The sequence below is a fragment of the Streptomyces amakusaensis genome (assembly GCF_039532665.1).
In the GTDB taxonomy this organism is placed as follows: Bacteria; Actinomycetota; Actinomycetes; order Streptomycetales; family Streptomycetaceae; genus Streptomyces; species Streptomyces amakusaensis.
Genome location: NZ_BAAASB010000011.1, coordinates 184,485 through 203,750, shown reverse-complemented (window position 1 = coordinate 203,750; position 19,266 = coordinate 184,485). Strand labels below are relative to the sequence as shown.

General features: G+C 70.3%; 18 protein-coding genes and 3 pseudogenes. 12 read left to right on the top strand and 9 right to left on the bottom strand.

Annotated elements, in window-relative coordinates; translation table 11 throughout:
- Positions 1–95: 95 nt before the first annotated feature.
- The 4 genes from ABD371_RS20860 to ABD371_RS20845 all read right to left on the bottom strand — a co-directional run bounded on the left by ABD371_RS20860 (position 96) and on the right by ABD371_RS20845 (position 4,875).
- Positions 96–1,316, bottom strand: coding sequence for a hypothetical protein (locus ABD371_RS20860; protein WP_344479047.1), 1,221 nt, complete (start codon positions 1,314–1,316; stop codon positions 96–98).
- A complete protein-coding gene (locus tag ABD371_RS20855) occupies positions 1,316–2,128 on the bottom strand; it encodes an RNA polymerase sigma factor (protein WP_344479045.1) in 813 nt (270 codons plus the stop codon). The genes ABD371_RS20860 and ABD371_RS20855 overlap by 1 nt, the downstream gene beginning before the upstream one ends.
- Positions 2,129–2,432: 304 nt before the next feature.
- Positions 2,433–3,017, bottom strand: coding sequence for a hypothetical protein (locus ABD371_RS20850; protein ID WP_344479044.1), 585 nt, complete (start codon positions 3,015–3,017; stop codon positions 2,433–2,435).
- Between the two features lie 262 nt (positions 3,018–3,279).
- Positions 3,280–4,875: a beta-N-acetylhexosaminidase gene (locus ABD371_RS20845; protein ID WP_344479231.1), complete on the bottom strand. Its 1,596-nt coding sequence runs from the start codon at positions 4,873–4,875 to the stop codon at positions 3,280–3,282.
- A 110-nt stretch (positions 4,876–4,985) separates the two neighbouring features.
- On the opposite strand from ABD371_RS20845, the gene ABD371_RS20840 reads away from it, so the two are divergent.
- From ABD371_RS20840 to ABD371_RS20810, 7 genes and pseudogenes are all read left to right on the top strand, one after another.
- On the top strand, positions 4,986–5,873 hold the full coding sequence (locus ABD371_RS20840; protein WP_344479230.1) for a 2-oxo-4-hydroxy-4-carboxy-5-ureidoimidazoline decarboxylase: 888 nt from the start codon (positions 4,986–4,988) through the stop codon (positions 5,871–5,873).
- 167 nt (positions 5,874–6,040) lie between these two features.
- Entirely contained in the window at positions 6,041–6,421 is a 381-nt protein-coding gene (gene sdhC / locus ABD371_RS20835) for a succinate dehydrogenase, cytochrome b556 subunit (protein WP_344479042.1), read from the top strand.
- A 6-nt stretch (positions 6,422–6,427) separates the two neighbouring features.
- Entirely contained in the window at positions 6,428–6,904 is a 477-nt protein-coding gene (locus ABD371_RS20830) for a succinate dehydrogenase hydrophobic membrane anchor subunit (RefSeq protein WP_190121597.1), read from the top strand.
- 19 nt (positions 6,905–6,923) lie between these two features.
- A complete protein-coding gene (gene sdhA, locus ABD371_RS20825) occupies positions 6,924–8,678 on the top strand; it encodes a succinate dehydrogenase flavoprotein subunit (RefSeq protein WP_190121598.1) in 1,755 nt (584 codons plus the stop codon).
- Positions 8,678–9,436: a succinate dehydrogenase iron-sulfur subunit gene (locus ABD371_RS20820; protein WP_344479040.1), complete on the top strand. Its 759-nt coding sequence runs from the start codon at positions 8,678–8,680 to the stop codon at positions 9,434–9,436. Before sdhA ends, ABD371_RS20820 begins: the two co-directional genes overlap by 1 nt.
- Before the next feature lie 80 nt (positions 9,437–9,516).
- A pseudogene (locus tag ABD371_RS20815) lies at positions 9,517–9,806 on the top strand (type II toxin-antitoxin system RelE/ParE family toxin); the annotation flags it as partial.
- Positions 9,803–10,172 (top strand): annotated as a pseudogene (locus ABD371_RS20810) (helix-turn-helix domain-containing protein). The pseudogenes ABD371_RS20815 and ABD371_RS20810, both read left to right, overlap by 4 nt.
- A gap of 294 nt (positions 10,173–10,466) precedes the next feature.
- On the opposite strand, the gene ABD371_RS20805 reads toward ABD371_RS20810, so the two are convergent.
- Together ABD371_RS20805 and ABD371_RS20800 are read right to left on the bottom strand one after the other, a co-directional pair.
- Positions 10,467–10,727, bottom strand: a complete 261-nt coding sequence (locus ABD371_RS20805; protein ID WP_344479037.1) for a DUF7660 family protein — start codon at positions 10,725–10,727, stop codon at positions 10,467–10,469.
- Positions 10,724–12,970, bottom strand: a complete 2,247-nt coding sequence (locus ABD371_RS20800) for a polymorphic toxin-type HINT domain-containing protein (protein WP_417801411.1) — start codon at positions 12,968–12,970, stop codon at positions 10,724–10,726. Before ABD371_RS20800 ends, ABD371_RS20805 begins: the two co-directional genes overlap by 4 nt.
- Here ABD371_RS20800 and ABD371_RS20795 point away from each other — a divergent pair.
- Together ABD371_RS20795 and ABD371_RS20790 are read left to right on the top strand one after the other, a co-directional pair.
- Positions 12,873–14,144, top strand: a pseudogene (locus tag ABD371_RS20795) (DNRLRE domain-containing protein); the annotation flags it as partial. The gene ABD371_RS20800 and the pseudogene ABD371_RS20795 sit on opposite strands and share 98 nt — an antisense overlap.
- A 152-nt stretch (positions 14,145–14,296) precedes the next feature.
- Positions 14,297–14,821 carry a hypothetical protein gene (locus ABD371_RS20790; RefSeq protein ID WP_344479036.1) on the top strand — a complete coding sequence of 175 codons (525 nt, stop codon included), beginning with the start codon at positions 14,297–14,299 and terminating at the stop codon, positions 14,819–14,821.
- A gap of 45 nt (positions 14,822–14,866) precedes the next feature.
- On the opposite strand, the gene ABD371_RS20785 is transcribed toward ABD371_RS20790, so the two are convergent.
- A complete protein-coding gene (locus ABD371_RS20785; RefSeq protein WP_344479034.1) occupies positions 14,867–15,622 on the bottom strand; it encodes an alpha/beta fold hydrolase in 756 nt (251 codons plus the stop codon).
- 136 nt (positions 15,623–15,758) lie between these two features.
- Between ABD371_RS20785 and ABD371_RS20780 the strand changes: the two genes are divergently transcribed.
- The 3 genes from ABD371_RS20780 to ABD371_RS20770 are packed head-to-tail and all read left to right on the top strand — an operon-like array spanning position 15,759 to position 17,520.
- The gene (locus ABD371_RS20780; protein WP_344479033.1) at positions 15,759–16,202 is read left to right on the top strand and encodes a hypothetical protein; all 444 of its coding nucleotides are present in this window, start codon (positions 15,759–15,761) and stop codon (positions 16,200–16,202) included.
- Between the two features lie 5 nt (positions 16,203–16,207).
- Positions 16,208–16,675 (top strand): thiol-disulfide oxidoreductase DCC family protein, encoded by a 468-nt coding sequence (locus ABD371_RS20775; RefSeq protein WP_344479031.1) that lies wholly within the window; start codon positions 16,208–16,210, stop codon positions 16,673–16,675.
- Positions 16,676–16,686: 11 nt separating this feature from the next.
- Positions 16,687–17,520 carry a TetR/AcrR family transcriptional regulator gene (locus ABD371_RS20770; RefSeq protein ID WP_344479030.1) on the top strand — a complete coding sequence of 278 codons (834 nt, stop codon included), beginning with the start codon at positions 16,687–16,689 and terminating at the stop codon, positions 17,518–17,520.
- Between the two features lie 33 nt (positions 17,521–17,553).
- Here the strand turns inward: ABD371_RS20770 and ABD371_RS20765 are convergent, their stop codons facing one another.
- Both ABD371_RS20765 and ABD371_RS20760 read right to left on the bottom strand, forming a co-directional pair.
- Positions 17,554–18,921 (bottom strand): metallophosphoesterase, encoded by a 1,368-nt coding sequence (locus tag ABD371_RS20765; protein ID WP_344479028.1) that lies wholly within the window; start codon positions 18,919–18,921, stop codon positions 17,554–17,556.
- 11 nt (positions 18,922–18,932) lie between these two features.
- Positions 18,933–19,184 (bottom strand): SCO4848 family membrane protein, encoded by a 252-nt coding sequence (locus ABD371_RS20760; RefSeq protein WP_344479027.1) that lies wholly within the window; start codon positions 19,182–19,184, stop codon positions 18,933–18,935.
- Positions 19,185–19,266 lie beyond the last annotated feature (82 nt).

The following is a 19,266-nucleotide window of genomic DNA, read 5'->3' as shown; positions in this document are numbered from 1 at the left end:
CGTACGCCACAAAAATGTCACACATGGCTGTTCCCCCGAATGAAGTAGCAGGTCAGGGCGGTTCGGGGGAGGCCGAGCGGTACGGGCGGCAGGCGCTACTCCGACGGCCCCCGCCGGCGGTCGACGGCCGAGCCGCCGCCCGGGCCGCCCGCGCCGGTGCCGGTGCCGGTGCCGGTGCCGGTGCCGCTGTTCGCCGTGCCGCTCCCCTTCACGGTCTGACCGTCCTTCACGGTGCCGCCGTTCTGGGCGGACTTGCCGTTCTTCCCGCCGGTACGGTCGCCGTGGTGGTGCCCGTGGCCGTGGTCATTCCCCTGCCCCTGCCCCTGCCCCTTCGGCCTGGGCTTGGGCTTGGTCCAGCTCTTCCCGTGGTCGGGCCGGGTGAACTTGTCCGGCTTGGCCGGTACGGCGGAGGCGGCGTCGGCGTCCCCGTCCGCCGTGTCCCGTCCCTTCGCCCGGAACGGACCGTCGAGCAGCCTCTCGCAGAAACGGCCCACCCGGTCGGCCCCCTTGGCGTTCCGCTCCAGCCGCTTCGCGCCCACGGGACCGAGGGTCCCGTCACGGCGGGCCCGGCAGTCGGCGACCAGCCGGTGGTACTTCTCCCCCGCCACCCGGTTCCGGTTCTGGTTCTGGTTCCGGTCCTGGTCGCCCGTCCAGCCCTCCGCGCCGATCTCCCCGCCGCCCGGGCCCGGCTCGGCGTCCACGCCGCCGGGCGAGCCGGAGCCGCTCGTGGAGGGTTTGGGCGCACCGCTCTGGGCACCGCTGTCGGCGAGCGGGGCCGTCGGACTCGTACCGACTACACCGGGCGGGCGCAGCGGCGGACGGGTCTCCGGCTCGGCCGGCGGCTCGCTGCTCGCGGGCGTCGGGGCGTCGCCGCCGCCGACGACGTGCGAACCGGCGGGCGGCGCGTGGAAGGGCGAGGGCAGCAGACCGCTGCTCGCCGCCACCGCGACCCCGCCGAAGGCGAATCCGGCGACGGCGGCCACCACGCCGAACCGGACCGTGCGCGGCAGCCCGCCCGCCTGGCGCGGGCGCGGCGGCCGGGTCAGCCGTACGACTCCGAGGCTCTCGCCCTCCTGCGGGATCCGGGCGGGCGCTTCGGCCCGTACTCTGCGAAAGGCCGCCGTCGCGGCGGCCTCTCCCTGCATCTCGCCGTCCTCCGGACGGAGTGGCAGCCGTGGAGCGCCGGCGGAGCGCAGCGCCCGGTCGAGCCGGTCGGCCTGGGTACGGGCTCGCCCCTCGGGGGCGTCGACCGGTTCACCGCGCAACAGCCGTTCCGCTGCGTCCTGGTCGAGCCACTCGTACCGCTCGTCGGCCATCACATGTCCTTCTGCGTCCGCAGCCGTATATGCGTCACACCGGCGGGTGCCGTCGCACCCGGCCGTGGTACGCGCTGCGGAGGCACACCATTCAGGTCGGTTCCGCGGTCGTCGGGGCCGGTTCCCGCGCTCGCGTCGTCCGTGTCGACACTGTCCGCACCGTACGCTCTCGCGACCGGATCTCGGTATTCCATTTGCCGGTGACCAGCCCTCGGGCGCGGCCCGTCGAGGCTCTCAAGAGGGCTCCCGGCGAGGTCCGGGCCCTCCGCGCCCAGCAGCTCGGCCAGTCGCTTGAGGCCCCGGTGGGCGGCGGTGCGGACCGCGCCCGGGCGCTTGCCCAGGGTCTTGGCGGCGCTCTTGGCGTCGAGGCCGACCACCACCCGCAGGACGACCGCCTCGGCCTGGTCCTGGGGCAGCTGGGCGATCAGCGCCATGGTGCTGCCGGTGGCCAGCGACTCCATCGCCGCGTCGGCGGTGTCGCACTCGGCGGGCTTCCCGGTCAGCTCGGTCTCGTCGCCGCCGACGGCGGGGCGGCGGCCCCGCATCCGTATGTGGTCGAGGGCCCGGTTGCGGGCTATGCGCGCGGCCCAGCCCCGGAACCGGTCCGCGTCGCCGCTGAAGCGCTCCAGGTCCCGGGCGATCTGGAGCCATGCCTCGGACGTGACGTCCTCGGCGTCCGCCTCTCCCACGAGAGTGCGCACATAGCCGAGCAGCCGCGGGTGCACGGCGCGGTACACAGTACGGAAGGCGGTCTCGTTCCCGTCCTGTGCCGCGAGCACCGCGGCGGTCAGCTCCGCGTCGTCCCCCAGCACTACCTCAACCTGTTTCGAATCGCAGCTGGTCACCACTGCCCGCGCCCTCAGGGCGCGCATCAGACGCTACGGCGTCGCCCTGGCTCACGTCCATGGCTTGTACAACTTGCAACAATATGCCGACTCAGTGGGGTGTGACAGAAAACGTCTGCCCGGCGCTGAGTGAAGTACGGGGACGCCACGCGACCCCGACGGACGGCGACCGGGGCCTCTCCTGTGGGGGGTGGCGGCCTCGGTCGTCCCTCCATCCACCACCACGGCCGCCGCCCGGCGAACCTCCGTACGCGCGTGCGTCGCGGGCCGGTCAGCCCTGGACCCTGGACCGGCGGGAGACCACCGCGCGCAGCACCCGCCGCCCCTCGGTCGACACCCGCAGCACCTGGCGGAGCCCGGCCCCGCCCTCCCCCGCGCCGAGTATCTCCAGCACCTTCAGCTGCCGCCGCAGCTCGCCCGCGACCAGCGGGCCGGCCCCGGCGGGCTCGCCCTCGCGGCAGCCCTTCAGCACCTCGACGACGGCGGTGGCGGCGGGCTCCCCGACCGCCGGGCCCGCGTCCAGCCGGTGGTGGAGTTCGAGCGCGGCGATCGAGCAGTCGTCCGCCCACTCCCGCAGCGGCTCCCGGTCCCAGAGCGGGGGCGCGGCATCCAGCATCTGCCGTACGAGAGTGCCCGCCTCGTCCCCGGTGTCCGCCTCGGCCATCGTCTCCCGGGCCTCGATCAGCGCGACGGACCAGCCGTCCGCGCCCTTCGCCAGCCCGGCCCAGAGCGGGCGCAGCACGTCCGCCTCCGCCGCGAGCAGCGGCAGACAGCGCTCCAGGCTGGCCAGCCCGCTCGCGGCGAGGCCTCGCTCGTCGGCCTCCGCGATCAGTTCTCTCAGGCATTTCGACGCCATGGGACGTCTCCCCCTCCCGACGTGCCCCCATCGATCCGGAGGCCCGTTCAGCGGCGCGGTTTTCGGGCCGCTTGGCGCAAAGTACTCCCTTCCGCACCCCGCCCGCCATGGGTTGTGCGGAGCTGGACGGTTGTGCACCGGACTGACCGAAGCACATCAAGTGAGCTTGACTCCCTCACATGTGCGTCACGTGGCCATGACATTCCCGCCACCCGAAGGCGTTCGGCCGCAGGCTCTCAGTCCTGTCGGCCGGCCCCGCCGCTCAGCCGAGCCGCTCGGCCAGCGCCTGGAACCCCGGCCAGTCACGGGCGGGCGGGCGCGGGTCCCAGACCTTCTGGGCCGTCGCCCGGAGCGGCAGCGCGATGCCCCGGGCGATCCGCTCGGGGGTCTGCGCCCCGGCGATGTCGCACCAGATCGCGAACCGGGCGCCCAGGATCTGCCGCGAGTACTTCTCCGGCACCGGCGCGGTGCCGCGCAGCACCAGCGGGGTCCACTGCTCGTAGATCCGCTCGCCGGTGGGATAGACGAACTCATTGGGCTCGCCGAGCACGTAATAGAGGTACTCGTCGTTCAGATTCACCACCGGCCGGCCCTCGGCGAGGTACTCCTCCGGCTGACGCGCCCCGATCTCCTTGCCGGTCCAGTACTGGACCTCGACGTCCTTGTCGACGCTCACCCGCCCGCCCCGGAAGAATCCGTCGTTCCACGCGGTGGGCACCCGGCCCAGCGGGCGCACCACGGCGGCGCGGTCGTTCACCCAGTCGGTCGCGAGGTCCTGGATGCGGCCCTGGGGCCCGTACCGCTCGCGGGCGAGGGTGGCGAGCGCGGGGAAGGAGGCCTCGGGGTCCCGGCGGGTCAGCGCCTGGTACTCGTCGCCGCCGAGGTTCCAGTACCGGCTGTCGAAGAGCTGGGCGTACTCCCTCAGCAGTTCGTCCACCAGGGTGGCGGACGCGGGCTTGGAGATGTCGATCGCGCCGGGCACGGTCCTGCCCGCGCTGTCCTTCAGCCTCAGCTCCGGATAGTGGTCGAGGACCGCGCCGAGGTGGCCCGGGGAGTCGATCTCGGGGATGACGGTGATGTGCAGCGAGGCGGCGAGTTCGAGGATCCGCCGGACCTGGGCCTTGGTCAGATGCTCGCGGGAGACGATCTCGGGGTGGGTGTCGGACTGGATACGGAAGGCCTGGTCGTCGGAGAAGTGCAGACCGAGCTGGTTGAGCTTGATGTCCGCCATCTCCCGCAGCCGGTCCTCCAGCCAGCCCGCCGTGAAGGGTTTGCGCGCGATGTCGACCATGAGCCCGCGCTGCGGCCGGCCGGGCGCGTCCCGCACGGTCCCCTCCGGCATCGCCCCGCCGGAGCGCACCGCCTGTTTCAGGGTGCGGGTCCCGTAGAAGACCCCGGCCTCGGCGGGCCCCGATATCCGGACCCGGCCGCCGCCGGTGACGACGGTGTACGACTCCGGCCCGGTCAGGGCCCCCTGGGCGGGCGGGGGCGACGGGGGCGCGGTGAGCGCCAGCTCCACATCGCCGGGCCGGGCCGGGGCCGTCCCCCGGAAGGCAATCTTCAGCTCCCCGGCGAGGAGCCGGCCCTCGTCGTCGAGCCCCTCGCCGCCCTTCGCGATCACGACCCCCGCGCCGGGTTCCGGCCGCCAGCCGGGGCCGCGCGCCGGTTCATGGACGCGTACGGCGGGGATGGTCGCGGGGGCCGAGGAGAGCGGATACGTCCGGGAGGGTGACGGGGTGGCGTCCTCCCGGGGCGCGTCCTCCCGGTCCCGGGAGGCGGCCTCGGTGCGGGCGGAGCCGTCGGGGCCGTCGGGACCACCGCCGGAGCCGCCGTCTCCGGAACAGCCGCTCAGCGCCATGGAGAGTGCGGTGGCCGCGGTGACCGCCGCGACGGCGAACCGGGCGCGCGAAGAGCCTCGTATCACTCGAATGCCTCCCAAGTAGCAAGAAAGTTCGTTAAACCACCCCCATCTGCCCATCACATAAAGCGAAACTCCCACTTTCGGGTGAAAATCGCGCGGCCGTCGGACGGCCACTCGGACAGATCGATAGCGTCCGACCCATCCGCCTCCCCCTTCCCAGCGGTTCCGCTGTTCCGTTCGAGGAGCCCACGCTGCCCAGCGAATCCCACGCCGGCCTCCCGAGGCGATCGCCGACACTCCACCACACCGCGACCGCCCCCACCCCTCCAGCCTCACCACCCCCGGCCGCCCCGCAAGCCCAGCCGCCGCAGCCGCCCCGGCCGCGTGCCGCCCGGATTCCGGAGCAGCGCGGCACCCGGCCCCCGTGGCCGCGCGACACGCCCTGGGGCCTGGACCGCTTCAACTCGGCCGACCCCCGGTCGGCCGTCACCGCCCTGCTCGGCTGCTGCGCCAGCCACCGCTGGGCCCGCCGGCTGGCCGAGCACCGCCCGTACCCCGACATCGGCTCCCTGCTCGCCGCCGCCGACGAGGCCTGTTACGACCTCACCCCCGCCGAGCTGGGCGACGCGCTCGCCGGCGAGTCCCGCGCCCGGCCGCACCCGAGCGCCCCCCGGGTGGCGCACACCGCCCTCGCCGCGGCCCACGCCGCGTACGAGAGCAGATTCGGCCACGCCTTCGTGATCGCCCCCGGCCCGGGTCTGCCCGCCGCCCACCTGGACCGGATCCTCACGGGCATCCGCACCCGGCTCGCCCACGAGCCGGACGAGGAGCGCACCGTCGCCGCCGAGGAGCTGCGCGGACTGGTCCGGGCCAGGCTGCGGCGGCTGCTGCCGGCCGGGCAGCCGGCCGGGTCCTCGGCCGGGTCCTCCGCCGGGTCCTCCGCCGGGTCCTCCGCCGGACAACCGAGGAAAGGCCGGACAAAGGCTTACCGATAGCCCGTCCGAGGCTGTTTGATTGCCTGTTTGATCACACCTGCGGACCCCGGGCGAACGAACCGACAAAGCGTCGCTACGATGGCCGGGGCCGGTGGACCGTACCCGGCCGGGCCAAACCGACCACCCAAGCCGGCAGGCCCTAGTCCCCGCTCCCGGAGGGTTCTTCCGTGCCGGCTGGAACGCTGTACCGCGGCCGGGAAGGAATGTGGTCCTGGGTGGCTCATCGAGTCACCGGCGTCCTCATCTTCTTCTTCCTGTTCGTCCATGTCCTGGACACCGCACTCGTCCGTGTCTCGCCAGAGGACTACGACAAGGTCGTAGCCGTCTACAAGACTCCCGTCGTCGCGCTGCTGGAGTACGGCCTCGTCGCCGCAGTCCTCTTCCACGCGCTCAACGGTCTGCGGGTCATCGCCGTAGATTTCTGGTCCAAGGGCCCGCGCTTCCAGAAGCAGATGCTCTGGACCGTCGTGGGCATCTGGGTCGTGCTGATGGTGGGCGCTCTCTACCCCGTCCTCGGCCACGCCGTACGCGAAGTATTCGGGAGCTGACGCACCATGTCTGCTGACACCTCTTCCGCCATCGGTTCCGTCGAGAGCGGCCCGCACTACGACGTGGACAACCCGGCCCCCCTCATCGAGGCCCCGCGCAAGCGCACCGGGAAGACCCCGCGCGCCACCCGCGGCAACTTCGAGATGGCCGCCTGGCTCTTCATGCGTCTCTCCGGCGTCCTGCTGGTCGTCCTGGTCATCGGCCACCTGATCATCCAGCTGGTGCTGGACGGCGGCGTCTCCAAGATCGGCTTCGCGTTCGTCGCGGGCCGCTGGGCGTCCCCGTTCTGGCAGGTCTGGGATCTGCTGATGCTCTGGCTCGCCATGCTGCACGGCGCCAACGGCCTGCGTACCGTCATCAACGACTACGCCGAGCGGCCGAACACGCGCCTGTGGCTGAAGGGCCTGCTGTACGCCGCCACGGTGTTCACCATCCTGCTGGGCACGCTGGTGATCTTCACCTTCGACCCGAACATCCGCTAAAGCCGGGGCTGACGAACCAATGAAGATCCACAAGTACGACACCGTCATCGTCGGCGCCGGTGGCGCGGGCATGCGCGCGGCCATCGAGGCCACCAAGCGCAGCCGTACCGCGGTGCTGACGAAGCTCTACCCCACCCGCTCCCACACGGGCGCGGCGCAGGGCGGCATGGCCGCCGCGCTCGCCAATGTGGAGGAGGACAACTGGGAGTGGCACACCTTCGACACGGTCAAGGGCGGTGACTACCTGGTCGACCAGGACGCCGCCGAGATCCTGGCGAAGGAGGCCATCGACGCGGTCCTCGACCTGGAGAAGATGGGCCTGCCGTTCAACCGGACGCCGAACGGCACCATCGACCAGCGCCGCTTCGGCGGGCACTCCCGCAACCACGGCGAGGCCCCGGTCCGCCGGTCCTGCTACGCCGCCGACCGCACCGGTCACATGATCCTCCAGACGCTGTACCAGAACTGCGTCAAGGAGGGCGTGGAGTTCTTCAACGAGTTCTACGTCCTGGACCAGCTGATCACCGAGGTCGACGGGGTCAAGAAGTCGGCCGGCGTCGTCGCGTACGAGCTGGCCACCGGCGAGATCCACGTCTTCCAGGCGAAGTCCGTGATCTACGCCTCCGGCGGCACCGGCAAGTTCTTCAAGGTGACCTCCAACGCGCACACCCTCACCGGCGACGGCCAGGCGGCCTGCTACCGGCGCGGGCTGCCCCTGGAGGACATGGAGTTCTTCCAGTTCCACCCGACGGGCATCTGGCGCATGGGCATCCTGCTCACGGAGGGCGCCCGCGGTGAGGGCGGCATCCTGCGCAACAAGGACGGCGAGCGCTTCATGGAGAAGTACGCCCCCGTCATGAAGGACCTCGCCTCGCGCGACGTCGTCTCCCGCTCCATCTACACGGAGATCCGCGAGGGCCGCGGCTGCGGCCCCGAGGGCGACCACGTCTACCTGGACCTCACCCACCTGCCGCCGGAGCAGCTGGACGCCAAGCTCCCGGACATCACCGAGTTCGCCCGGACCTACCTCGGCATCGAGCCCTACACGGACCCGATCCCGATCCAGCCCACCGCGCACTACGCCATGGGCGGCATCCCGACCAACGTCGAGGGTGAGGTCCTGCTGGACAACACCACCGTCGTCCCGGGCCTCTACGCCGCCGGCGAGGTCGCCTGCGTCTCGGTGCACGGCGCCAACCGGCTCGGCACCAACTCGCTCCTCGACATCAACGTCTTCGGCAAGCGCTCCGGCATCGCCGCCGCCGAGTACGCCGCGAAGGCCGACTACGTCGACCTTCCGGAGGACCCGGCCTCGCTGGTCCAGGAGCAGGTGGAGCGGCTGCGCAACTCCACGGGCAACGAGCGGGTCGCGGAGATCCGCCGTGAGCTCCAGGAGACGATGGACGCCAATGTGATGGTGTTCCGCACCGAGCAGACGATCAAGACCGCCGTCGAGAAGATCGGCGAGCTGCGCGCCCGCTACAAGAACGTGTCCATCCAGGACAAGGGCCGCCGCTTCAACACCGACCTCCTCGAGGCCGTCGAGCTGGGCAACCTGCTCGACCTGGCCGAGGTCATGGCCGTCTCGGCGCTGGCCCGCAAGGAGTCCCGCGGCGGTCACTACCGCGAGGACTACCCGAACCGCGACGACGTCAACTTCATGCGCCACACCATGGCGTACCGCGAGCTCGGCGACGACGGCACCGAGACCATCCGTCTCGACTACAAGCCGGTCGTCCAGACCCGCTACCAGCCGATGGAGCGTAAGTACTGATGGCTACCCCCGTACTGGACAAGGTCGAGGCGGAATCCGCCGCCTCCCCCTACATCACGGTCACCTTCCGGGTCCGCCGCTTCAACCCCGAGGTGTCGGAGCACGCGGTCTGGGAGGACTTCCAGATCGAGATCGACCCCAAGGAGCGGGTCCTCGACGGCCTCCACAAGATCAAGTGGGACGTCGACGGCTCCCTCACCTTCCGCCGCTCCTGCGCCCACGGGATCTGCGGCTCCGACGCGATGCGGATCAACGGCAAGAACAGGCTCGCCTGCAAGACGCTGATCAAGGACATCAACCCGGAGAAGCCGATCACGGTCGAGCCCATCAAGGGCCTCACGGTCCTCAAGGACCTCGTCGTCGACATGGAGCCCTTCTTCCAGGCCTACCGCGACGTCATGCCCTTCCTCGTCACCAAGGGCAACGAGCCGACCCGCGAGCGCCTCCAGTCCGCCGAGGACCGCGAGCGCTTCGACGACACCACCAAGTGCATCCTCTGCGCCGCCTGCACCTCCTCGTGCCCGGTGTTCTGGAACGACGGCCAGTACTTCGGCCCCGCCGCCATCGTCAACGCCCACCGCTTCATCTTCGACTCGCGCGACGAGGCCGGCGAGCAGCGCCTGGAGATCCTGAACGACAAGGACGGCGTCTGGCGCTGCCGCACCACCTTCAACTGCACCGACGCCTGCCCCCGCGGCATCGAGGTCACCAAGGCCATCCAGGAAGTCAAGCGCGCCCTGATCACCCGCCGCTTCTGACCCTCCCTCGTGGTCACCGCTCCCCGCCCCGCCGGATCCGATCCGGCGGGGCGGAGTGCTGTGGGGGCTCCCCGTCGTACCGGAGCGCCGACTTGCTCGCGGCTCGGCCGACCACTCTGGCGGAGCCCTACTCCCGTCACCTCGGTGGCAAAGTGTGCGCGAGCTTCCCTTCACCATGGACGGCACCGCTGTTCGCATCACCTACTGGCTCCCGTCCGATCGGCGAAACGTGCTGCTGACGGTGTTCCGCAAGACCAGGCAACACGAGGAAGCCGAGGTCGATCGGGCTCGGCAGGCGCAGAAGACATGTCAAGCTGATCATGATGCCGCGCAGCACAGCTACGGTCGGACCAAGGAGAAGAATCGGTGAACCACGCCCAGTGGAAGACCCGTAGAACGAGGAAGCTCTTGGAAGAGTCCGTCGAGGAATCCCCCGCATACACCGAAGCCGGATACGCCTTCGCGTTGGGGCAGGCCGTCTACGACCGGCGAACCGAGCTCGGTTTGTCACAGACCGAACTCGCACGGCGAGATGGCATGACACAACCCCAGATCTCCCACATCGAGGGTGGCGACTCCACACCCACCCTGCCGCTGCTGACCAGGCTGGCCAAGGCCCTGGACGCCTCGCTGACCATTGACCCCGGACGGCGACTCCTCAGCCTTCCTCTTCTCTCCGCACGACACCGGTCGACCGCTGTCGGAATCACCGGATGAACAGACCTCGGCCGCTTGAAGGACCAGGACCACGGGCGGGCCCGGAGGGAAAGCCCTGCTATCTCTCCAGAGACGGAACCGAGGTCGTGCCCCGCCTGCCTCTGCCTGCCATCGCCGATGAGGACGACAGAGCGTGAACCTGACGTGTTCACACCCGTCCGACGCGGCTGACCTACCGGCCGAGAGGGAGTCCCCGAAGAAATCATCACCCCGGGGACTCCTACGTTCCAGTGTTCGCCTCTGCCGTAGATTCACTCACGGGTCACAAATAAGCACGACACCCCTAAATCACCCTGCACGCCTAAGATTGAATCTATTCATAGACGAGTGCAGCCCGGAAGATAGCGGCAATTATCGCCCAATCGGGAGTCTCTGGCACTGGCTCCTTCATCACATTCATGAAGAACCCATCCATAGATTTCGTCCAGCGCCCAGCAGATTCAACGAAGGAATCCGTTGTGGCGTTTTCCGCAAGAAGACTCCCATCGCGAACCTTATCCGCCAATCCAGTCAAGTACTGGGCAAGATCTTCCCTGCTCCGGATCTCGTTCAACGTTTCATCTGGCCAGTTCACGGCATCCACTCCACTGGGTCAAAGTAGTTAATCAAGATTGAACGCCCTTCGTTTTTAGTTGTGAACTTCCACGCTTCACTCGCAGCCTCTTCAGGTGTCGCCATGCGAAATGGCATAGGAATACCTGCCTTCTGGAATGCCACGAGCCTCCTGTTGTCGAGTGAGTGAATTTTCCCACCCTTGACAGTTAGCCTCACCGTCGGAAGATCGCTCGCCTCAAGGTAGCCGGACCGCAACGCTGCGGCCGTCTGCTCGATCGTCTCTCCACTACCAAAACGAGGACTGACCGTATCCTGGGAGAACCTCACCAATTTTGGATCGATGGTCCCGCCACCACAGTTGTGGACAAGGACCGGCGTCGCCCCTGCCAGCACATAGTACGTATGGATGTCGACAACGGTCAGGTTGTGAACCGCCGCCCGCTGCGTCCAGCGCTCGACCGCCGTGATCTGAACATGCGTACCCGCGCTGGTCTTCAGCCACTGGCCGGCCTGGAGCTCGGTGGCGTTGATCCATTCGCCGAGTTCGGGGACCCAGAACGGGTGGCCTTCGGTGGCGGTGATCGAGGCGAGGGGGGCGGAGCCCTTGCCGTCGACGTCCAGGCTCACCTTCACCAGGTTTTTGGAGCCTTCGTTAAAGAGTTCGGCGGTGACAGTCTTGGGGGCCGTCTCGCCGGTTTCGGGGTCGGTGGCGAGGACCTTGTCGCCGATCTTGACGTCTTCGATGGGCTTGGCCGTGCCGTCGGCCATGAGGACTTTGGTGCCGGGGAGGAAGCTGTTGGGGTCGCAATCGTCAGAGCGCTTCGCTCTTCCTGGAGTACGCCCCCGCCCACCGGCCCCGGCCAGTCCCATCATGCCCGCAGCCGCCTCTGCTGAAGCCGCCTTCGCCTTCCCGCCCGGGCACACGCCTGTCTCATGGCAGGCATTCATATGGAGGCTGGCGAGTTCCATCTGATACGTGGGAAGGGCGGGATTCGGGGAGCCGTTGTACCAAAAATCGCGATCCCGCGCTTCCTTTTGCACGAACTGAACGTATTTCTTGGCCCCTGGGTAACTTTTGGCGATCAGCATCCCGGGAAGAGCGGTGCAGTAAGTCCTCTGCACCCGCTGCGGAGTGTGGTGCTTGGCATAATCCTGCCAAGCCTTCCAGTTGGCCTCCTTCTTACTCATCCCATAGCCATGGTTGATATCGGCGTAAAGGGCGACGAGCTGCTCGCGGCTGACCGTCCCCCCGCTGCCCACATCCGCATTGATCAGACCCGTCGGGTCGCTCTTGCTGATCGGGCTGTTGTTGCTGTACGCATACCCGTTCATCTGGAGCGGGTCCGCGATGTCGATGATCGGGTCGGCCGAGATGAAGCGGCCGGCCTTCTGGTCGTATTCGCGGGCGCCGATGTGGGTGAGGCCGGTGGTTTCGTCGTCGATGCCGACGCCGAGGTAGGTGCGCTTGTTGGGCCACTTGGAGGGCTTGGGGCCGCGGAGTTCGCCGTAGGGGGTGAAGGCGCGGCGGGTGATGGGCTGGCCGGGGCCGAGGTCGATGGTGGTGTTGGCGGTGCCGGCCTGGTCGGTGATGAGGGCGCTGAGCTTGTGGCTGGTGGTGGAGCCGTTGTCGGTGGTGCGGATGACGGAGGGGGCGCCGGGGTGGGCGTAGCCGCGGGAGGCGCGGGTGATCTTGCCGGTGGCGTCGGTGGCGAGTTCGGTCTCGCCGAGGTAGAGGGTTGAGCCGGTGGGGGAGTTCTCCAGGATCCGGTTGCCCTCGGCGTCGTAGACGTAGGTGATCTTGACGCCGTTCTCGGTGATCGTGTCGAGCCGGTTCTCGGGGGTCCACTTCAGGGCCTGGTCCTGGGCGGTGCCCGGGAAGTCGCGGGTCGTGGTGTTGCCGGTGGCGTCGTAGTCGTAGGTGCTCTCCTTCCCGGCCGGGACGGAGGTGACGGATGTCAGGGTGTGGGGCTGGGAGATGTCGGCGGGGGCCGTGCCGTTGCCGGTGGCCTTGCCGTAGGCGTAGGTGTGGCTGACCTTGTCGCCGGGGCTCGCCGGGCTGTGGTCGGTCAGGGTCGCGCGGTTGCCCAGCCGGTCGAAGGTGAACGACTGGTGGTAGGCGGTGGCGTCGTTGGTGACCGTGTTCGTGAACGGCGCGGTGGCGGCGAGAGTGGCGGTGAGGGACTTCCCCGACGCCGACGACAGTGAGAACGGCTTCAGCAACGACGCCGAGGACTCGGTCTGGAGCACCAAGAAGTTCGGCACGGCCGGCAGGTTCACCCTGCGCGCGCTGAGCACCGACGTCGTGCGGTACGAGTACGGATACAACTCCGCCACCTACACCGGCAGCAAAGCACGCACCCTGGGGGCGGCGACCTCGGTCACCACCGACATCACGGACGCCAAGCCTCCGACCGCCGGCCCGAATGTGCTGTACGTACGGGCGGTGGACAGCGCGGGCAATGTGTCCGAGCCGACGAAGTACTTCTTCTACGTCACCCCTCGCGACCAGGCCGACTCGCCGGGAGACTTCACGGGTGACCGGCTGCCGGACATGATGACGGTCACCGAGCACGGCAATCTCTATCTCTATCCCTCACAGGCCGTCACCGACCTCTCCCGGGGCAGCGGCGACCTCGACTACTCGATGCCCGGGGCCTATCGCGCCAACCCCGCGAAGGATCCCAACGGGGACGATCTGCCGCCCTACGCCCCCGCGCCGTCGGGCCACTTCAAGAGTGCGCTGATCACCCACAACGGAGACATCTACGGCGGTGACGGGCTCCAGGACCTGGTGGTGCGCGTAGGCGGAAAGCTCTGGGTCTACCCCGGTGACGGCTACGGTGCCGTCAATGTCGACAAGCGCCGGGAGATCCTGCTTCCGGCGGGCGCGCCGAGCCCGGCCTCGCTCACCCAGATCGTGGCCGGGGGCGATGTCACCGGTGACGGGCGGACGGACTTCCTCGCCCTGGCCGGGGACGAGCTGTGGGCCTTCACCGGGTACCACGGGGCCACGATCGACCGGGCCGTGCTGCTGTCCGGCACTCCGTGGAAGGTGCGGGACATCGTCACCTTCCAGGACATCACCGGGGACGACATCGCCGACCTGGTCTACCGGACGGATGTCTCGGGGAGGCTGCTGCTCCGCAAGGGCATCGCGGCGGCCGGGGGCGGAGTCGAGCTCGCCTCGCTGGCGTCCGCCGCCGGGTCGGCGGGCGGGGCCGACGACTGGTACAGCGCGGAGGGATGGTCGCGGGCGAGCGTGCCGCTGCTGATGGGGACGCCGGACGCCAATGGGGACTCGCTGCCCGATGTCTGGAATGTGCGCTCCGATGGTTCCGTCCGCTACTGGGCGGGCGGCAAGACCGGACTGACTGGCTCCGGATGGGAGATCATCGGCCCGGCGAGCTGGTGGAAGACGCGTATCGCCATCGGCTGAGACGGCGTGCGCCCGCCTCGCCGGGGGCCCGTCCCGCCCGGGAACCAGGGCGGGACGGGCCCCCGGCGGGCCATCGGGCTTCTCGTCGCGGGAGGGGACCTGGCAGGATCAGAGGGCCTCTGACTGATGGGGCGGAAAGCGGGGAAACGACCATGAGCGAGCCGAATCCGTACCGGCCGGACGGGGAACCCGAGTACCAGTGGGGGCCCGAGCAGCCGTACGGGTATCCGCAGGAGACGCAGGGGTACGGGTATCCGCAGGGGGCGGGGCCGGGGTTCACGCAGGCGGCGGGGGTGCCGGTGCCGGTGCCGTATGGGCAGCCGGTGGGGGGTGCTCCGGCGCTGGCGATCGGGGACATCACGGTGGTGGGGGACACGATCATGACCCCGGCGGGGGGAATGCCGCTGCGGGGGGCGGTGTGGAACGCGTCGGATCTGTCGCGGACCGAGGAGAAGATCCCGGTGTACGCGATCGTGCTGGCGGTGCTGTTCGTGGGGGCGTGCGGGCTCGGGCTGCTCTTTCTGCTGATCAAGGAGAAGGAGACCTCGGGCTTTGTGCAGGTGACGGTGACCAGTGGCGGGAAGCATCACGCGACGATGATCCCGGCCATGCACCCGCATCTCTTCCAGCAGGTGATGGCCCAGGTCGGCTACGCGCGCTCGATCAGCTCGATGTGACGGAGCCCCGGCCCCCGGCGGGCGGGAGGCCGCCCGCCGGGGGTGTCACGGGGTGAGGAAGTCGGCGAGGAGAGCGGTGATCTCGGCCGGGCGCTCCAGGCTGGGGAGATGGCCCGCCCAGGGGAGTTCGCGGTGGTGCGCGCCGGGCAGGAGTCCGGCGGCGCGGGTCGCGGAGGCGCGGAAGTCCGGGAAGTCGTGGGCGCCGGAGAGGACGAGGGCGGGGACGCGGAGGGCGGCGAGGGAGGGGACGTCGAAGCCGGCGGCGCCGTCGTGTTCCTCGGCGGCGGCGGACTGGACGCGGAAGGCGTGCAGTTGCATGGCGCGGACGGCCTCGGCGGTGGCGGTGTCGGCCTCGGGGCCCAGCCAGGCGCGGGCGTTGAGTTCGGCGGCCTTCTCCAGTTCGCCGGCTTCGAAGAGTTCGGTCTCCCGGGCGTCGAAGTCGGCGAGTTCGGGGCTCTCGCCCTGGTCGGGGAGGCCGGGGCAGAGCAGGGCGAGCGCGGTGACCCGGTGCGGGGCGCGGAGCGCGATGTCGAGGGCGGTGCGCCCGCCGTACGAGGAGCCGACGAGGGCGGCCTGTTCGATGCCGAGGGTGTCCAGGAGCCGGAGTACGTCGTCCGCGTCGCTGTAGGGGGCGGCTGAGGCAGGGGTCTCGCCGTACCCCCTGAAGTCGCAGCGCACCAGCCGCAGTCCGGCGGCCGGGAGCGTCCGCCACTGCGGGTCCCACATCCGGCGGTCGCAGACGGTGGAGTGCAGCAGGACGGCCACCGGGCCGTCGCCGGTCATGTCATGAGTAAGAGTCATCAACGGCACGTTAAGCCGGAGTCGACCCCCGCGCCAACTGGTTTGCGGGGCCGTACACCCATGTCTTGAACATGTTCAAAAATAGGTCTACCGTCTTTCGTGACAGCCTTTTGAACGCGTTCAAGGAGCGTGGGGCATGGACTTCAACGTGGTCGGCTACATCGTCTATCTGGTGGTCAGCGTGGCGCTGACGGTCTGGGTGGCCCGCACCCTCAGCCGCAACGGCCGGATCTTCCTCGCCGATGTGATGCACGGGAACGAGAAGCTCGCCGACGCCGTCAACCATCTGCTGGTCGTCGGCTTCTACCTGGTCAACCTGGGCTTCGTCGCCCTGTATCTGCGGGTCGCCGAGAACATCGGGGACACCCGGGGGCTGTTCGACGCGCTCTCGGTGAAGCTCGGTGTCGTCCTGCTCGTCCTCGGTGTGCTGCACCTGGGCAATGTCTATGTCCTCAACAAGATCCGCCGCCGGGGTGTGATGGAGCGCGAGACGACCCCGCCGGTGGAGCCGCGCGGCTGGCTGCCGCCCGCGGACAAGACCCCGTGGACCCCGCCCGCCGGCGGCCCGGCCGGAGCCTGAGCGCCATGGCCACCGACGGGCACGACCGGGGTCGGCTCCAGCGGCTGACCGTCCTCTACGACGCGGGCTGCCCTCTCTGCGTCCATCTGCGGCACTGGCTCAAGCGGCAGCGCCAGCTCGTCCCGCTGGATCTGGTGCCCGCCGGCTCGGACCTGGCACGGCGGCTCTTCCCCGGCCTCGACCACCGGAGCACCCTGCGCGAGATCACCGTGATCGGCGACGGGGGCCAGATCTACAGCGGCTCGGCCGCCTGGGTCGTCTGTCTGTGGGCGCTGGCCGAGCACCGGGCCAGGGCCCACTGGCTCGCCACCCCCGCCGGAGCCCCCTTCGTCCGCGTCACCATGCTCGCGGCGGCCAAGTACCGCGAGCTGTCCGGCGTACGGCCGGGGCCGGCCGGCGGGCCCCCGGGGCCGGCCGGAGCGCCGGCCTCCGGCGGTCCGCCCTGCGACGACCGGTGCGAGATCCCCCGTTAGGCTCGGACACCGTGACGGACGCGCAGGCCCCCAAGAGTGCCCCCAAGAGCGAGCAGACCCGCACGCTCATCCTCGAAACAGCCCTGAGGCTGTTCCAGGAGAACGGTTACGACAAGACGACCATGCGGGCCATCGCCAAAGAGGCCGGTGTCTCGGTGGGCAACGCGTACTACTACTTCGCCTCCAAGGAACACCTCGTCCAGGGCTTCTACGACCGGATCGCCGCCGAGCACCGCGCGGCGGTCCGGCCCGTGCTGGACAACGAGACCCAGCTGGAGGCGCGGCTGGCCGGGGTGCTGCTCGCCTGGCTGGAGATCGCGGAGCCGTACCACGAGTTCGCGGCCCAGTTCTTCAAGAACGCGGCCGACCCGGAGAGTCCCCTCAGCCCCTTCTCCAAGGAGTCGGAGCCCGCCCGCGAGGAGGCCATCGCGGTGCACCGCGAGGCGCTGGCCGGGGCGAGGACCAAGGTGCCCGCCGAACTGGCCGACGCGCTTCCGGAACTGCTGTGGCTCTCCCAGATGGGGCTGGTCCTGTACTGGGTCTTCGACCGCTCGGAGGGCCACGAGCGCAGCCGCCGGCTCGCGGAGCAGGGCGCGCGGCTCACCGCCCGGGGCATCGTCCTCGCCCGTTTCCGGGTGCTGCGCCCGCTCGTCCACGATGTGCACGAGCTGCTGACGGATCTGCTGCCCGGGATGGCGCAGTCGGCCGTGGGCCGCAGACAGGGCGCGACGGCCGCGAAGAAGGCCGCGGGGGCGCGGAAGCGGGCCACGGCGACCTTGATCCGCAAGAGGACGGCGACGGCGGTACGGAAGGGTGCGGCCACGCCGCCGCCCCCGGCGGAGTGAGGCCGGGCGGAGTGCGCCCGGCCTCGGTGAGGCTCAGGCCTTGGGCGAGGCGAGCTGGACGACGGTGATGTCGGAGGAGGCCCCGACCCGGACCGGCGGGCCCCAGGCTCCCGCGCCCCGGGTGACGTAGAGCTGGGTGTCGCCGTACCGCTCCAGGCCCGCGACGGTGGGATTGGCGAGTTCGGCGAGGTAGTTGCCGGGCCAGAGCTGTCCGCCGTGGGTGTGGCCGGAGAGCTGGAGGTCCACGCCGTGCTTGACGGCGTCGTGGATGACGACGGGCTGGTGGGCGAGGAGCACGGAGGCCCGGCCGGTGTCCCGGTCGCCGAGCGCCCGGGCGAAGTCGGGTCCGTGGCCGGTGGCCTCGCCCTCCAGGTCGTTGACCCCGGCGAGGTCGAAGCCGCCCGCGATCTCGACGCGTTCGTTCTCCAGCGGTCGCAGCCCCAGCTCACGGACGTGGTCGACCCATTCGTCGGCCCCGGAGTAGTACTCGTGGTTCCCGGTCACGAAGAAGGAGCCGTGCCGGGCCCTGAGCTGGGTGAGGGGTTCGGCGGCGGCCCCGAGGTCGGCGACGGTGCCGTCGACCATGTCGCCGACGACGGCGACGAGGTCGGGCTGGGCCGCGTTGATGGCGTCGACGATCCGCTGGGTGTGGCCCCGGCCGAGGATGGGCCCGAGGTGGATGTCGCTGACGACGGCGATCCGGAAGCCGTGCGCGGAGCGCGGCAGCTTGGCGAGCGGTACGGTGACCCGCTTGATCCTGGGGCCGCGCAGCACTCCGTACGCGCCGTGGCCCACGGTCCCCAGCGCGGCGGCGGCGGCCGTGCCGCCGACCACCCGGGAGACGAACAGCCGCCGGGAGACCGGCCGGGGCGCGGGAGCGCCGGGCGCGGCCTTGACCTCGTGGGCGGCGGCGGGGCCGGCGGGCGCGGTCAGGACGGCGGACGGGGAGCCGGGGGCCGGGGCCTGCTCCGGGGCGGCGGAGGCCGCCGCCGGGGGCTCCGCGCCGGTCCGCCCGGACGACCCGGGGCTCTCGGCGTCCGCGGTGGTGCGATCCGGTGCGCCGACGGCCCCGGCGGCGGGCGTCCGCTCGGCGCGGCGCAGCCACAGGGCGCGTACGGCCTCGCCGACGAGCAGCCACAGGACCAGATAGAGCAGGACCGGCAGCCAGAGATACCCGGGCCAGGCCAGCACCTGCTCCAGCCGGAACGGCACCCCCACCCGGCTCGACGTCAGGGCCGCGACCGACAGCAGGGGCAGCGTCCACACCGCCACCGTGCCGATCCGCCGCGCCGTCCCGCCGGCGCGCGTGGTGTCACGGACGAGTCTGCGCCAGACATACCAGTGCGCCCCCGCGAAGACGGCGATCACCGCGACCATGACCAGCAGGACGACCACAATCACAGACTGCTCCCCTATTCTTCGCGTTCTTCGCGCCGCGAGGCGCGAACCGCACGCAACCCGATGACTCCGACGGCCGTCCCCAGCATCAGGGACGTGATGGCGAGCACCAGGTGGACCCAGAAGTACCCCGTCGGGTCGCCCGCGCCGTCGAACGCGAGCCCGCTGCCGTCCTGCCAGAGGTTTTTGACGAAAGTGACCCAGATGAACCAGCTCCACACCCCGAAGGCGAGCAGGAACCAGGACGCGGGGCGGCTGAGCTTCATACACCCAGTATCGGGGGCGTCCGCGGGGCCGGCCGCGCCGGGTGGGCTGTCCCGGCGGTCTTCACGGCGCGCCATGAACCCG

Bases quoted from the DNA above. Each gene is read 5' to 3' on its own strand.
- sdhA (WP_190121598.1), top strand. From the start codon at position 6,924: ATGAAGATCCACAAGTACGACACCGTCATCGTCGGCGCCGGTGGCGCG.
- ABD371_RS20785 (WP_344479034.1), bottom strand. From the start codon at position 15,622: ATGACTCTTACTCATGACATGACCGGCGACGGCCCGGTGGCCGTCCTG.
- ABD371_RS20760 (WP_344479027.1), bottom strand. From the start codon at position 19,184: ATGAAGCTCAGCCGCCCCGCGTCCTGGTTCCTGCTCGCCTTCGGGGTG.
- ABD371_RS20780 (WP_344479033.1), top strand. From the start codon at position 15,759: ATGGACTTCAACGTGGTCGGCTACATCGTCTATCTGGTGGTCAGCGTG.
- ABD371_RS20830 (WP_190121597.1), top strand. From the start codon at position 6,428: ATGTCTGCTGACACCTCTTCCGCCATCGGTTCCGTCGAGAGCGGCCCG.
- ABD371_RS20790 (WP_344479036.1), top strand. From the start codon at position 14,297: ATGAGCGAGCCGAATCCGTACCGGCCGGACGGGGAACCCGAGTACCAG.
- ABD371_RS20850 (WP_344479044.1), bottom strand. From the start codon at position 3,017: ATGGCGTCGAAATGCCTGAGAGAACTGATCGCGGAGGCCGACGAGCGA.
- ABD371_RS20860 (WP_344479047.1), bottom strand. From the start codon at position 1,316: ATGGCCGACGAGCGGTACGAGTGGCTCGACCAGGACGCAGCGGAACGG.
- ABD371_RS20845 (WP_344479231.1), bottom strand. From the start codon at position 4,875: ATGGCGCTGAGCGGCTGTTCCGGAGACGGCGGCTCCGGCGGTGGTCCC.
- ABD371_RS20775 (WP_344479031.1), top strand. From the start codon at position 16,208: ATGGCCACCGACGGGCACGACCGGGGTCGGCTCCAGCGGCTGACCGTC.
- ABD371_RS20820 (WP_344479040.1), top strand. From the start codon at position 8,678: ATGGCTACCCCCGTACTGGACAAGGTCGAGGCGGAATCCGCCGCCTCC.